Here is a 13764-nt window from a genome sequence, read left to right as displayed (position 1 = left end):
TCAGTGCTTCCCCAGCAGTTCAGACGCGGCCATGGCGCAGCTTCGGCCGGCGGTGGTGGCCGCCCGGCCATGCAGTTCGAACCAGTCCACTGGCAGCCCGCAGCCGCAACTGTCGCCGGGATGCAGGGTGGCGAGGTCACTCATGACCACCGCGTGCGCCGGGCTCGACGAAATGTAAGGCGAGACAAAACTCAGCAAGCCTTGACGGCCATACGGCAGCAGCGAGAAGTCGGCGGGATCACGTACCAAGACCTTCGAATAGACCGGTACGTGGAAGTGGTGGTCAGCGCACTCGAGGTACGGCACTGCATGCTCGACCGCGCCGTAACCGTCACGGCAGCGGGACACCTCGATGCCCAATTGGCGGTGGATCCGCTCGTACAGTTGCCGGCGGGGAATCTCTTGCGCCGCCTGGGTTTTCCAGCCGCCGCCAAACAGCGCCAGCGAACCTTCTGCCAGTTGCAGATCGGCCACCCCGGTGGCCTGCATGCGTTGCAGGGTCTGCCAGAGAAATGCGGGGAAACCGAAGATTCGTACCGGCAAGCCTTCCTCGGCGAAGGACTGCAGGGCGGCGATTACGCCAAAGCTGTCGAATTCATGGCCGTTGCCCGTACGGCGCAGTGCATAGGCCACGCGGTTGACGGGGGCGAAGCGGCACAGGAACTGATCGGTGAAGGACGTTCCCAGGCTGATGCGTCCTTCGGGTTCATAGCTCAGCAGCAGGTAGTTGCACGGCGTGTCCGGGGTGTCCCAGGCATAGTGCCGGAAGATTCGTTCGACCATGTTCTGGGCCGCGCTCAGGCTGCGTTCGTCATAACGCATGCGGCTTTTCTCGCCGCTTGTGCCGGAGGAGGTGAGCTCCCGAGCGTCCGCTGCGGTGGAGCTGAGCAAAGCCTGGCGCTTGAAGTAACTGGCGAAAACCGGCGGGAGTCGCGACCAGTCATCGAGGTGATCCAGATCGCCCACGGTCAGGCCATTGGCGTTCAGCCAGTGTTCGTAGCCGGGTGTGTGCTGGCAGTGAAACCGGCTGATCTCGGCCATGGCCTGGCTGAACAGTCCGTCCGGCACGGAATCCGGGCAATAGGGTTGCGTCAACGCGCAGAGCGCGTCGCTGTGGGGGAGGTGGTTCATCAGGCGTCCTTTTCTTTATGTTGAAGAGGCGGAGTCTGTCGGGGCATGTGGCAGAAACCGGTACAGCAGAGGCAGGCTGAGCAAACCGCCCAGCGCCGCCAGAATGGCGAAGGATTCCAGACGGTTGCCGCCGCCGGTGGCAGCAATCAGCGAGCCACCGACACCCATCACGGCAATCGAAATCATGCCGATCGCAGCGGAGACCAGTCCTTTGCTGTCATCGCTGGAAAACAGAGCCAGCCGGTACAGCGCGGCGTTGCTCATGCCAAGCCCGACGGCATACAGCGCAAGACCGGTCATCAATCCGGCAAGGGAAAGGCCGGTCAGTGCGGTGGCTATCAAGGTCAGCAACCCCAGGCAGAACGGCCAGAGCGCCAGACGAATCAATTGCGGCAGATCCCGCGAACTGAGCAGTCTGTCGAGGATCAGATTGCCGACGATCACCGCCGAGAACACCGGAATTTGCCACAGCGCATATTCGCGGGTCGTCAGGCCCAGCAACTGAACCAGCAACAGCGGCGCGAGACCGATCCAGGCAATCAGCGGCAGGCTCATCAGACCCAGGGCAAGGCAGATGCCGACGAACCGGTGATTGCGCAGCAGCGCCACGTAACGGGTCCTGATCTGGCGGAAGGAGAAGGGGATCGGCGCTTGTTGACCGCCATCGTGGCGGACAACGCCGATCGTCTCCGGCATGCAGGCATACAGTCCGATCCAGGTCAGTGTCGCGATCAGGCCCAGGCCGAGAAACAGCTCGCGCCAGCTCAGCCACTCCAGCAGCAGACTGCCGAGCAGCGGACCGAGCAGGGGCGAAAGCAGGGCGACGTTGCCCAGCAGTGCCATCAGTCGCACGGCATCGGCCTCGCAGAAGACTTCCTGAAGGGCGGGATAACTGACCGCCACGACAAATCCCAGGCCCATGCCTTGCAACAGTCGCAGGGCGTTGAACACTTCGATGCCGGGCGTGGCGACGGCCGCCGCACAGGTCATGCCGAACAGCGCACAACCGGCGAGCAACAGCGGGCGCCGGCCAAATCGGTCGGACAAAGGCCCGATCAGCCATTGCAGGCAGACGCCGCCGATCAGATAGAGATTGAACGCATTGGGAATGTGAGCCGCATCGGCTTCCAGATCCCGGGTGACGGTCAGCATGGCTGGCATGACCATGTCGCTGGCCATGTAGGTCAGCCATTCGAACAGCGTGATGGCGAGACAGAAGCCGAGCGCCTGGAGTGGCGGGAGGGGAATGAGAGTTCGTTGCATGCGCTTTCACGATCGTCGAGAGGTAGCGCAAGAGTAGGGAGGAGCGGGGAATGTCCCTAAGCCATTGGTGTGACGGTATATGACGAGGTTGTGCGTAATGTTACGGAGGGCAGCATTCCTACTTGAGGAGGCGAAGACTCCTATACCGGTAATCGCCGATCCATAAAAAACGCCCACATTCCTGCGGGCAATTCTCCTGACGCTTAAATCCGTTGTTGCATTTGAACGGATGGACGCTGGCATCCTTTCCGCGAGATTGACTTAACGATGGTAGTAATAGCCCGGGCCAGGCGCGTAGTGGCGATGATCGCCATGCCCGCCGCCGTGGGGAAAGATGATGCAGCCGCTCAGGGCGAGCAGTGCAAGGACAGGAATCAGCCAGGTGATTCGACGCAGCATTTCAAAGATCCTCATGGTTGACGCCGCTTGAAGCCAAAGCTCTTCATCGGCTGTAACATGAGACCCCGTTAACGGCGGCGCATCCCCGTCAAAAGGTATGCGCATGGCATCAACGCCGATACAAACCCGATACATTCCAACGGTTCAGGAACCTGTAATGACCCATAAGCAACGCTTGATATATTCGATTCTGATCGCTGTCGCCGTACTGCTGATCATGCTCGGCCTGTCCTGGCTGCAAAACGCCGGCAAGCTCAGCGAGCAAACGTTCCAGTACATCGCCATCGGTGTGGCGGTAGTGGTCGTGGTGATCAACGGCGTGATGCGCCGCAAGGTCAAGCCCTGACGGCGTCTGCCGCGTGCATCAATCGCTGTTGAGCACGGCGGCAGCCTGGGGATGGAGGCTGTAGCTCTTGTCGTCGTTGAACGTGATCACGCCTTCGGCGCACAGGCGCTTGAGTACTTCGCGCACGCTGAGAAAGGACAACGGAATGTCCAGATCCAGCAGTTGGCTATGCACGCCACGCACCCCCAGGCGACGGTCGTCCTCGGCGGCGACCAGCAAGGTGTCGATGACTTTGAGGCGAATCAGGCTGGTGCGCAGGCCGAAGCTTTTAAGCAGCAAACGGATGCGTTCATTGCCGTGACGCTCGACCCGTTGCCCGAATACGTCGGCGTGCGAACCCATGGGCGCTCCTTTGGGGGGCTGGCTACCTTCCGATGGTAGTGGCGGGTTGTACATGCGATTACTCCTTTCAGAGCCTGATCAGGAAAGGTTTCTTGTGCTCTCTCTAAACAAGACGTTTCAGCTCGACAAATCATGAAGCGAAAAATGTAGAAATTTTGTCGTCGTTTCGTCTTTTCCCCGTGATCACGGCGCCAAACGGGTGTGTGACCGACTAAATTTTTTTCCGCGGCTTCGTTTTCTGAACAGGCTCATTGCGCGTGACGCGTGGGTGATTTCAGAGCGAGCCGGGCCCGACGTGTTCACGGTGGCGGGTGGTTCGCTCTTCGGCATTTCGATCAGGAGCGAGCGTGACTATTTCCAGGCAATTCACCGGACTGACCCTTGCCGGCCTGTTTCTCGGGCTGAGTCTGTCGGCGCAGGCGTTCAGCCCTTCCGCTTCCGGGCAGGCCGGCGCCGATATCCGTCGCACAGGTTATGGCGTACCGCACATCCGCGCGGAAAACGAACGCGGACTCGGTTTCGGCATCGGTTATGCCTATGCGCAGGACAACCTGTGCCTGCTGGCCAACGAGATCGTGACGGTCAACGGTGAGCGGTCACGGTACTTCGGGCCGGAGCAACTGACGGTCGAGGAGCGCGAGAACCGCGTCAGCGATCTGTTTTTCCAATGGCTCAACACGCCCCAGGCAGTGAATGCCTTCTGGCAGGCGCAGCCGGTCGAAGTGCGTGATCTGGTGGAAGGATATGCCGCCGGCTACAACCGTTATCTGGCCGAGCGCCGCCAGCAGGGGCTGCCGCAACAGTGCCAGGGTGAATGGGTGCGCGATATCGCCGCCGAAGACCTCGTGAAGCTGACCCGGCGTCTGCTGGTCGAGGGCGGTGTCGGGCAGTTCGCCGAAGCTTTGGCGGGTGCAACACCGCCGCAATCCACAGCGCAGATCGAAAACGATGCACGGGCTTACCAACTGGCGGACTCGCGGTTGCAACGCTTCGCCCTGGACCGCGGCAGCAACGCCGTGGCGGTGGGCAGCGAGCGCTCGTTCAATGGTCGCGGGATGCTGCTGGCCAACCCGCATTTCCCGTGGGTCGGCGGCATGCGTTTTTATCAGATGCACCTGACCATCCCCGGCAAACTGGATGTGATGGGCGCGGCGCTGCCGGGCTTGCCGATGATCAACATCGGCTTCAACCAGCACCTGGCGTGGACCCATACCGTCGACTCGTCCAAGCACTTCACCCTGTATCGCCTGCAACTCGATCCGAAGGATCCGACCCGTTACCTGCTCGACGGCCAGTCCCTGCCGATGAACAAGCAGACCGTCACGGTGCAGGTCAAGCAGGCAGACGGCCAGGTCGTGCCGGTCTCGCGGGATGTGTACAGTTCGCAGTTCGGGCCGATCGTACAGTGGCCCGGCAAACTCGACTGGGACAATCAGTTCGCCTACAGCCTGCGCGATGCCAACCTCGAAAATGACCGGGTGCTGAAGCAGTGGTACGCCATGAACCGCGCCGGCAATCTCAAGGATCTGCAGGATTCGGTGCACACGATCCAGGGCATCCCGTGGGTCAATACGCTGGCCGTTGATGACAAGGGCCAGACGCTGTACATGAACCTGTCGGTGGTGCCGAACGTCAGTGCCGACAAACTGGCCAAGTGCAGCGACCCGCGCATCGGCCTGCAAATGATCGTGCTCGACGGCTCCAACAGCGCCTGCGCCTGGGACATCGACCCGCAAGCCGCGCAAAAGGGCATTTACGCCTCCAGCCAGTTGCCGCAGCTGTTGCGCAAGGACTTCGTCCAGCACTCCAACGACTCGGCCTGGCTGGCCAACCCGGCGCAACCGCTGACCGGTTTCTCGCCGCTGATCAGTCAGGACGGGCAGCCTCTGGGCCTGCGCTCGCGCTTTGCGCTGGATCGTCTGGCGACGCTGGACAAGAAAGGCCCGCTGTCGGTGCAGGACCTGCAACACATGGTGATGGACGATCAGGTGTTCCTGGCAACTCAGGTGATGCCGGATCTGTTCAAGTTCTGTGCCTCGCAGTCTGAGGCGGCGTTGAAATCGGTGTGCAGCAGTCTGAAAGCGTGGGACGGGCGGGCGAATCTGGACTCGGGCATCGGCCTGGTGCATTTCCAGAGCATCATGCAAGCGATGCAGGAATCGCCGCAGGCCTGGCGCGTGGCGTTCGATCCGAAGGACGCGCAGCACACACCGCGCGGACTGGCCGTTGAAAATCCCGACGTGGCCAAGGCGTTGCGCGAGGCCATGCTGGCGTCGGCCGAGTCGGCGACAAAAATGGGTCTGACCGAGAAAACCCGTTGGGGCGACGTGCAGGTGGTCAGCAGTGGTGGCCAGCAAACCCCGATTCACGGTGGCCCGGGCACGCTGGGCATCTACAACGCCATCCAGAGCGTGCCCCGTGAAGACGGCAAGCTGGAAGTGGTCAGTGGCACCAGTTATCTGCAAGTTGTGACGTTCGATGACAAGGGGCCGCATGCCCAGGGCCTGCTCGCGTTCTCGCTGTCCAGCGATCCGGCATCGAAATACGCCCGTGACCAGACCGAGGCGTTCTCGAAGAAACAGTGGAGCGTGTTGCCGTTCACCGAACAGCAGATCAAGGCCGATCCGCAGTATCAGGTACAGACCGTACGCGATGATCTGGAAAAAGCAGGGAAAGTCGCGGCGCAGTAATCAGCCGTCCGAGGGACTGACACCGTAAAAGCAGAAGGCCGCTCCCTCACGGGAACGGCCTTCAGTTTTTTCGCGGTTGTTGCGGCATCGGATTGATCACCGGGTTGCCTTCCTTGTTGCGGGTCAGGAACACCGGCAACACCTTTGGCATCGAGCTGGCGAAACTGTTCAGCTCCTTGATGTTGTAAATGCCGCCCACCCGGATCGCGCCGGTTGCGCTGTCGGCGAGCATCAAGGGTTTGTCCAGGTAGCGGTTGATCATCGGCAGCGCTTCGTTCAGCGACAGGTTGTCGAGAATCAGTTTGCCGCTGCGCCAGGCCAGAGAAGTGTCATTGGCATAGGTCTGGCTGATTTGCGGCGTGAAGTCGCCGTGCCTGTAGCGGGCCTGCATGGAAGGGCCGAGGCGCAAGCCATCGCCCGACAGTTGAGTATTGCTGGTGACCAGTACGGAACCCTCGATCAGGTTCACCTTCACCTGATCTTCGTACATCCAGACGTTGAAACGGGTGCCGGTGACGCGGATCTTGCCTTCTGCGGCCCTGACGACGAACGGATGGCTCAGGTCATGGCTGACTTCGAAGAAGGCTTCACCCTTTTTCAGGGTGACGCGACGCTCGTCCTTGTAATTGCTGTAGGTCAGCTCGGTGTTGAGGTTCAGCTCGACCTGACTGCCGTCAGCCAGCGTGACATGGCGCACATTATCGGTGGCAGCAAAGTGTTGATAGCTGTCGGGCAGCCAACCCAGATTCCATCCGGCCCAGGCCGCCAGCGGCAGCGCCAGAGCGCAAACGGCGGCGGCTACTGCGTATTGGCGCCACGTCCGGGCCGGCGCAGTCTTCGGTACAACCACCGCAGGCTCGGGGCGCGGCAAATGCTCGGCGACATCCCAGATCTCCAGCATCGCCTCATACTCGAATGCGTGAAGCGGATGTGCATCGCGCCACTGTTCGAACGCCTGCCGCTCTTCAGCGGTGCAGTCGACGGCGTGCAGACGCATGCACCAATGCGCGGCGGCATCGGTGATGGCATCGTATTCGGCTTCCGAGAGGGTGTTCTGGGTCATTGACTCTTCCTGATTTCGCGCATTCTAACCTTGAGGGGAAGGCGCCGAGAACAACCGTCATGGCATTTACCCATCAAACGTTGAACTTTTTTCCGCTCAGGCGCCCCAAAAACCAGGACGTCCCATGAACCCTATCCATGAATGGAGTGAAAAAATGATCAAAAGAACCTTGGCCGCCTTCGTCGCAACCGCCAGTCTCCTGAGTGCAGGCGCGGCGCTGGCCGACCGTCCGGGCGCTGGATGGATCACTATCGAAAAGGCTATCGAAATCGTTAAAACCAAGGCCGGTTATGTCGAGGTCTACGAGATCGAGGCCGACAACAACGGCTATTGGAAAGGGGAAGGGCGCAAGGCGGACGGCGTGGTGTACGAGTTCCGTATCGATGGCGCGTCGGGCAATGTCTTGCGTGATCAGAAAGACTGATCCTGAGGCCGTTGCCGGAATGCGCAGGTGATGAGCCTGCGCATTTTTTTTGGATCAAGGGGACGGCACAACCTCCAGCTGCCGGCCGACTTCGCAGATCAGCTGCGCTATCGAATCGGCGTTGTGCAAGATGACACCGACGCGGGCATCTGAAGACTGTCGATCCAGGAACGCATCGCGCGCCTCGCTCATGGTGGCGCTGCCTGTCTGCCTGAAAATCTCCGCCGCCGTGGTCTGTTTCTCCGCAATTCTGTCCAGGTCGATCCAGGCCGCTTGATTCGGGCTCCACTCTGCAAACAGTTGTGCACGGGGCGTGGCCAGTGACAGCGCGGTTCTTCGTTCGTCCTGCAGATGATTGAGCAATCTTTCACCGTCGGGGGTAGCGGAAGATATCAGGTCACAGAAAGGCTCACGCGCCCTGACCGTCGCGATGTCCCACGCATTGCTCAGTTGATGGGCCAACTCATGTATCAGGGTTGCGGCTTGTGCATGGCCGTCAATATCAAAACCAGATGCAGTGACGGGCACGTAGTCCCCCAGATCCTGATTGAAAAAATGCTGGGTGAAATGGACTTTGTTCTTCAGGTCGCCATCGAGGACAAACGCAATCACGTCGTGAAACCATCTGGTTGAGCCGACGATGAAGCGGTCAGTGTTGAGCAGGTCGTCTGCCGGATCTACCAGAGCCTTGCAGATGGGCAGGATCGCGGCGTTTATCCTGGACAGGATCTGCGTCGTGACGCGTGGGACATCAAAGAACTCCATGAGAAACCGGTTGACCCGCCCACCGGGCACGACGTTGATGTCCAGAATGGCCAGATTGTGCAGGCAGTTGAATGCGTAATCCCGCGCCACCGCCACTGCATGTCCCAGTATCCGGGCTTTTTCAGGGTATCTTCGACTGATCTCTTCCATGCCGTGCGCTTCGATGTTGAGCATCATGCGGCGCAGGTGCGTGTACTGTTTGTGCACGATCATTCTGGAATAGGCCTTGCCGTAGTGAACGGTCTGACCCTCGGTGATCCGGACTGTCCGTGAGTCGGTCTTGCGCAGCAATGGGCCGCGAACGTCATCCTTTGCCAATTGCCAGTCCGCTCCGTTTTTGACGACCCGGTACACCTTGCCGTCCACTGCGGCATAGCTACGGTTGTTGGATGTCTTCTGGTACACGCCCTGAGTCGCGCTGTAGGTCAGATCCTTGAGTGCGACGTCCATTGCTTCGAAAGGCTGCAGGAGGGTGCGTTGAGGTGACGTCGTTTCGATTTCCGACAGATTCGGAACCACAGGTTTTTCGATCTTCTGCGTGCCGGAGGCGATCGTCTGCTGACCGACATCGGCGCCAACCGCCTGTTCAGCGGACGTTTCGGACAGCATCCCGACGGTCACCATATGTTCGGCGCCATCGATAAACGACTTCAGCGCCTTCTTCCAGTGATGATTCTGCAAGGCCTCGGCCGAATCCTTGAAGGCATCGTAGGCTTGCCAGAGAAAGCGTCCGCAGGCGAGTTTGCCCGGCAGCACGTCCGCGACCTGTCGGATGCCGTCGCTGAACAGGGCTTTGGCGTTTTCCCAGTCAGACTGCCCGTCGCTGTCGTTCTGCGAGTCGAGCATCTGTTTCAACAGATCGAGATTGTCCTGATACAGACGTTCCAGCAGGTTGCCGGCAATCGGGTGGTAGTCCAGCGTCATTTCGCTGATCTGTCCCAGGGTGCTGGCAAACAGACTGCGGAAAATCGCTCGCTGAGGTTGCGGCAGGCGACGAAGCAGCAGGTTTTGCAGCAAACCCGGCATGTTCAGCGCGCTGATCAGACTTTCTTCATCGGGAAATTCGTGAAAGGCCTGCTCGGTGTAGGGGCTGTAAAGCAGCCGAGGCCCCTTGTGCCCGGTGCCGGGGGCCAACACATACAGTCCGCATGCTTCGACTGCGGCGGCGCCGACTGTCTTTATCAGCGACAGCGGGCACACCATGGCCTGTGCACCGGACACGGCAGCACGGGCGATGGCATCTGGCATGTCCAGGGCCTGGCGGATGTAACTGAATGCCGTTTCTGACAAATGCTGCTGCAGTTTCAGCGCGTGAGCATGCTGCAACAACTGCCAGGGTAATTGACGGAAGAAAGTCTGCTGCCGCGCGAGGCCGGCAGTCGTATTCGTCGCCAGTGCCTGCCTGACCTTTTCGCTGTAGGTGGTAGGAATCTCGAGCGATAGCAGCAGTTGCGTCACTGCACTTTGATCGAGCCCCTTGGGCAACGCGTTGGCGGTTGTCGATGCCACCTTGAAACCGGTGCCTTGGGCGATATTGATGTGATTGAGGGCAAACTCGAGAAGATTGCGGGCCGGTCCGGCCAGGGCCAGATTGGGCGTTATCCGGATGTGGCGAGGGTTGAGCCCGGTATCCGGGAATCGTCCTTCGAGCAATGACGTCAACGTCTTTTCGACATGGCTGACCAGAGTCGGCACACCGCTCAGGTAATCCTTGTCGTCGACGACGCTCTGGCGCCACTGCTCCAGGAGTTCGACGTGCAGTTTCTGTTCGGCGAGCGACGCCATGCCGAGCCAGGCAGGATAAGTTTGCCGGGAGACGATTGCCCGGGCATGAGCCGTTGCGAGCTTCAGGTTGGTGTGAAAAGTCGACTCACCCAGCGTTGTCAGCGCCTTGTCGCGCTTTGCCGGATCCTTCACGCGGGTGCGCACCTGCTCGCAGCGCCCGAGAAAATGCTCGGTCGCCGATTGCATGCGGTTATGCAGCACGTTGTGTTCGATGAACTGAAAAGGCCCCAGGGTATAACGCTGATGCAGCTGAAACTGTGCAGGCAGAATATTTTCCAGCAGCGACAGGCGTTGCACCTTGTGCAGCAAGCGTTGCTCGAGCTTTTGCCGGGCAATTGCAACGGAGTCGAATACTTCAAGCCCGAGTGCAGGTGTCCACAACACTGCACGACCGGAGTGCTGGACGTCGAGACCGCCACGCTCGGTCATCAGCAGGCAGTGGGCGAGTGGCAGCAGCTTCTGCTGGTCGCCAGACCGTAGGGTGAGCCCATAGGCGTCGGGGCGAAAACCCTGCAGCGCCTGGCGTTGCGCGCGGGTCGGCTGGTCTGGATTGCACACGGCATCGACGATCGCCCGTACCGAGGCTGGCAGTGTGCCGTTCAATGCTCGCAGCCGGGCTTCGCCAGTTACCCCGATAGACCAGGCATGCGCCAGGGTTGCCTTCAGGTTTTCGAGAAACGACCGCTGAGCCTCCTGAGTGGCCATGGGTTGGGTCTTGAGTGTCTGGCGAAGCGGCGCTTCAACGCTGCTGAACGTCTTGATCGCGGCGCGCGCCTTTTCCGCCAGAACCATGGACGGCTGTTGATTGCCCGAAAGTACCGGGTGCGTGCTCCAGCGTCCTGCGCTGTCGAGCTCGAGCAAACGCGCATGAATCATCGAGCGGATGTCCAGGCTCTTGTCGAACAGGGCGTGCAGATTCACCGCGCCATCGCTGTGGCGAAACACTTGCAGGGCGTATTCGATGTTTTGCCGCTGCTTGGTGATGATCCATTCGAAGAGGATCTTGAAGACTTCTCCGACGATCCGCTCTCCCGATACCTGCGGCTGGTCGAAACCGAGAAACCGGTTGCGCTCTTCCAGGCTGAGCAGGCCGTAAAGCTCGTCTTCATGGCCCTTGGCAATGAACTTGCTCTGCAACGTCTGTTTCAGGTCGTTGTAATCGGCGAGCACTTGCAGACCCTGCACCGGGGTGTAAAGAAAGGCCTGGCTGGCGCTGATCATCAGCGACCCCGCCAGTTCGACGTAATTGGCTTCGTGCTCCCAAAGACGCACGGTTTCGGTGACGGGGCGCTGCGGGCCTTGTGCATCGTGCGACATCAACTGATGCAGTGCGCTGAACTGAGTTGCGTCGAGAATGCCGTTTTCGCGTTTGATCATCCATTCGCTGAGCGCCTGGTCCTCCAGAACGTTGGCGAAGAATGCGCGTCGCGTCGAACCGTCGGCAGAAGCCGCGTCCCAATAGTGTTCCAGTTGCCGGAAAAGCAGCGCCGGCAACTTTCCGGACGCGCTGGTGACAGCCTCTTCCCATTGCGCCTGATCGCCTGTGGCGGCCGATCTGTCGGGGTGGGAGAACTCTCGCAACGCAGTGGTCGGCCATTGTTGATGCCGGTAATGCAACAGCACTGCATCGCTCAGGCTCATGGAGTCGAGCCAGTGTCTTGTCAGCGCGGTGTCATCGTCCTGGGTGTAGAAACCGACGCGGGTACGGTTTTGCTGCAAGCTGCCGAAATGCGGTTTGAGCAATTCATCAAGGATGTTTTCCAGCAGGTGACTGAGCGTCGGCAGCTTTTCCAGCTCCGCCCGCATGGCCTGTGCATTCAGAATCTGCGCCTGCTGGATGGCCGTGGTGTTTTCATCAAATACATCGCCATCGATGATGCTGAAGGTCACCGTGATGTTGTCGGCATCGAACAGCCGCTTGCGTTGCGGCAAAGACAGGAACGCAAACAGACTGGCCTGGTCATCGGCATTGTTCAGGCGCCGCTCGAGCTGTTGTCTCAATTCGACGCGGTCACGGTATTTTTTCAGGCCGTCGAATACGGTGTAGAGGATCAGGGCGTTATCGACGGGCGTCTCGCCAAGAACGAACGCACCCGGCAACGGCAGAGGTATTTCACTGCCAACATTGAGCAGGATGCGCTCGGCGCGCATCGGCGGGGTCTGCTGGCTGCGCAAACTGCTGGAGGAGAGCCTGGCATGGGCGAGCCATTTGAATTCGGATTCGGACAGACCGTGGGCCTTGCCCAGTTCGGTCCATCGTCCGGGGGCGTCGAAGACTTCGGGGAACAACAACGGCTGAATGAGGGCTGACATGATTGAGTCTCGATGAGGGGCGCATGCTGGCGGGCGCCGGTGGGTCGAGACGCAAGGCTAGGGCGGGTGAAGGCGACGAGGGTGGTAGATAAATATTGCGGGGTTGACAGGCAACCGGCCAGCCGTGGTTAATCCTCAGGCGGGTTGTTTGTTCGCTGTTGTTCCCTCCAATAATTACTCTGGAGCTTCAGATGTCTGCGCCACACGATCATGCGGTCTCGTCCACGGTTTCGCTGGACGAGCTGACTCAATTGCTGGAAACGATTTTCACCCGTCACGGCACCTCGGCCGAAGTCGCCAGAACGCTGGCCGCCAATTGCGCCAACGCCGAGCGGGACGGTGCTCACAGTCACGGCGTATTCCGGATTCCCGGATATGTCTCTACGCTCAACAGCGGCTGGGTCAACGGCAAGGCTGTGCCAAAGGTCGAGGATGTGGCTTCAGGTTTCGTCAGCGTCGATGCCGGCAACGGTTTTGCTCAACCTGCGCTGGCGGCGGCCCGTGCATTGCTGGTTGAAAAGGCCCGCAGTGCCGGGATCGCCCTATTGGCGATCCGCAATTCCCATCACTTTGCCGCGCTGTGGCCGGACGTCGAGCCTTTTGCCGACGAGGGCCTGGTGGCGCTGAGCGTGGTCAACAGCATGACCTGCGTGGTACCCCACGGCGCCGACCGGCCACTGTTCGGCACCAACCCGATTGCCTTTGCCGCTCCACGGGCCGACGGCGCGCCGATCGTCTTCGATCTGGCCACCAGCGCCATCGCCCATGGCGACGTGCAGATCGCCGCGCGCAAGGGCGAGAAACTGCCCGCGGGCACGGGCGTCGACAGCCTCGGTCAGCCGACCTGCGACCCGAAAGCGATTCTGGAAGGCGGCGCATTGCTGCCGTTCGGCGGGCACAAGGGCTCGGCGCTGTCGATGATGGTGGAGTTGCTCGCCGCCGCGCTGACCGGCGGCAATTTCTCGTTCGAATTCGACTGGAAGAACCATCCGGGCGCCAAGACGCCATGGACTGGCCAACTGCTGATCGTGATCGACCCGAGCAAGACCTCCGGGCAAAGCTTCGCCGAACGCAGTCAGGAACTCGTGCGGCAGATGCACGGGGTAGGGCTCAAGCGCTTGCCGGGAGATCGGCGGCATTTGCAGCGGGCCAAGTCATTGGCCAAAGGAATCGAGCTGGATCAGCAGACCCTGTCACAGTTGCGAGAACTGGCCGGCGAATGAGTGTTTGCCGGACATGAAAA

Annotated in this window: 10 protein-coding genes; 4 read left to right on the top strand and 6 right to left on the bottom strand. The window is 60.3% G+C overall.

Going from position 1 to position 13764, the window contains the following annotated elements; translation table 11 throughout:
• The 3 genes from CAF79_RS02910 to CAF79_RS29085 form a co-directional block, all read right to left on the bottom strand.
• Window positions 1–1131, bottom strand: a complete 1131-nt coding sequence (locus tag CAF79_RS02910; protein ID WP_085696413.1) for an acyl-protein synthase — start codon at window positions 1129–1131, stop codon at window positions 1–3.
• Window positions 1132–1146: 15 nt separating this feature from the next.
• Window positions 1147–2394, bottom strand: coding sequence for an MdfA family multidrug efflux MFS transporter (locus tag CAF79_RS02905; protein ID WP_085696412.1), 1248 nt, complete (start codon window positions 2392–2394; stop codon window positions 1147–1149).
• A 261-nt stretch (window positions 2395–2655) separates the two neighbouring features.
• A complete protein-coding gene (locus CAF79_RS29085) occupies window positions 2656–2793 on the bottom strand; it encodes a hypothetical protein (protein WP_170929687.1) in 138 nt (45 codons plus the stop codon).
• Between the two features lie 157 nt (window positions 2794–2950).
• Between CAF79_RS29085 and CAF79_RS02900 the strand changes: the two genes are divergently transcribed.
• A complete protein-coding gene (locus tag CAF79_RS02900; RefSeq protein ID WP_007957552.1) occupies window positions 2951–3139 on the top strand; it encodes a hypothetical protein in 189 nt (62 codons plus the stop codon).
• An 18-nt stretch (window positions 3140–3157) separates the two neighbouring features.
• On the opposite strand, the gene CAF79_RS02895 is transcribed toward CAF79_RS02900, so the two are convergent.
• The gene (locus CAF79_RS02895; protein WP_085696411.1) at window positions 3158–3535 is read right to left on the bottom strand and encodes a fe2+ zn2+ uptake regulation protein; all 378 of its coding nucleotides are present in this window, start codon (window positions 3533–3535) and stop codon (window positions 3158–3160) included.
• 293 nt (window positions 3536–3828) lie between these two features.
• Between CAF79_RS02895 and CAF79_RS02890 the strand changes: the two genes are divergently transcribed.
• Complete coding sequence (locus CAF79_RS02890) at window positions 3829–6171, top strand: acylase (protein ID WP_085696408.1); 2343 nt, start codon at window positions 3829–3831, stop codon at window positions 6169–6171.
• Between the two features lie 61 nt (window positions 6172–6232).
• Here CAF79_RS02890 and CAF79_RS02885 read toward each other — a convergent pair whose 3' ends face one another.
• Entirely contained in the window at window positions 6233–7234 is a 1002-nt protein-coding gene (locus tag CAF79_RS02885; RefSeq protein WP_085696406.1) for a FecR family protein, read from the bottom strand.
• Window positions 7235–7388: 154 nt separating this feature from the next.
• Here CAF79_RS02885 and CAF79_RS02880 point away from each other — a divergent pair, with 154 nt between their 5' ends.
• Entirely contained in the window at window positions 7389–7658 is a 270-nt protein-coding gene (locus CAF79_RS02880; protein ID WP_007957544.1) for a PepSY domain-containing protein, read from the top strand.
• 54 nt (window positions 7659–7712) lie between these two features.
• Here CAF79_RS02880 and CAF79_RS02875 read toward each other — a convergent pair whose 3' ends face one another.
• On the bottom strand, window positions 7713–12521 hold the full coding sequence (locus CAF79_RS02875; protein ID WP_085696405.1) for a dermonecrotic toxin domain-containing protein: 4809 nt from the start codon (window positions 12519–12521) through the stop codon (window positions 7713–7715).
• Between the two features lie 191 nt (window positions 12522–12712).
• Between CAF79_RS02875 and CAF79_RS02870 the strand changes: the two genes are divergently transcribed.
• Window positions 12713–13744 carry an Ldh family oxidoreductase gene (locus CAF79_RS02870; RefSeq protein WP_085696404.1) on the top strand — a complete coding sequence of 344 codons (1032 nt, stop codon included), beginning with the start codon at window positions 12713–12715 and terminating at the stop codon, window positions 13742–13744.
• The last annotated feature ends 20 nt before the right edge of the window (window positions 13745–13764 follow it).

It is taken from the genome of Pseudomonas sp. B26(2017), assembly GCF_002113045.1.
In the GTDB taxonomy this organism is placed as follows: Bacteria; Pseudomonadota; Gammaproteobacteria; order Pseudomonadales; family Pseudomonadaceae; genus Aquipseudomonas.
Note: the sequence above shows the minus strand (reverse complement) of the source record. Positions and strands in the feature narration are given on the sequence as shown.

Excerpts from the sequence above, each read along its gene's own strand:
- CAF79_RS02910 (WP_085696413.1), bottom strand. The coding sequence starts at position 1,131 with ATGAACCACCTCCCCCACAGCGACGCGCTCTGCGCGTTGACGCAACCC.
- CAF79_RS02905 (WP_085696412.1), bottom strand. The coding sequence starts at position 2,394 with ATGCAACGAACTCTCATTCCCCTCCCGCCACTCCAGGCGCTCGGCTTC.
- CAF79_RS29085 (WP_170929687.1), bottom strand. The coding sequence starts at position 2,793 with ATGCTGCGTCGAATCACCTGGCTGATTCCTGTCCTTGCACTGCTCGCC.
- CAF79_RS02900 (WP_007957552.1), top strand. The coding sequence starts at position 2,951 with ATGACCCATAAGCAACGCTTGATATATTCGATTCTGATCGCTGTCGCC.
- CAF79_RS02895 (WP_085696411.1), bottom strand. The coding sequence starts at position 3,535 with ATGTACAACCCGCCACTACCATCGGAAGGTAGCCAGCCCCCCAAAGGA.
- CAF79_RS02885 (WP_085696406.1), bottom strand. The coding sequence starts at position 7,234 with ATGACCCAGAACACCCTCTCGGAAGCCGAATACGATGCCATCACCGAT.
- CAF79_RS02880 (WP_007957544.1), top strand. The coding sequence starts at position 7,389 with ATGATCAAAAGAACCTTGGCCGCCTTCGTCGCAACCGCCAGTCTCCTG.
- CAF79_RS02875 (WP_085696405.1), bottom strand. The coding sequence starts at position 12,521 with ATGTCAGCCCTCATTCAGCCGTTGTTGTTCCCCGAAGTCTTCGACGCC.
- CAF79_RS02870 (WP_085696404.1), top strand. The coding sequence starts at position 12,713 with ATGTCTGCGCCACACGATCATGCGGTCTCGTCCACGGTTTCGCTGGAC.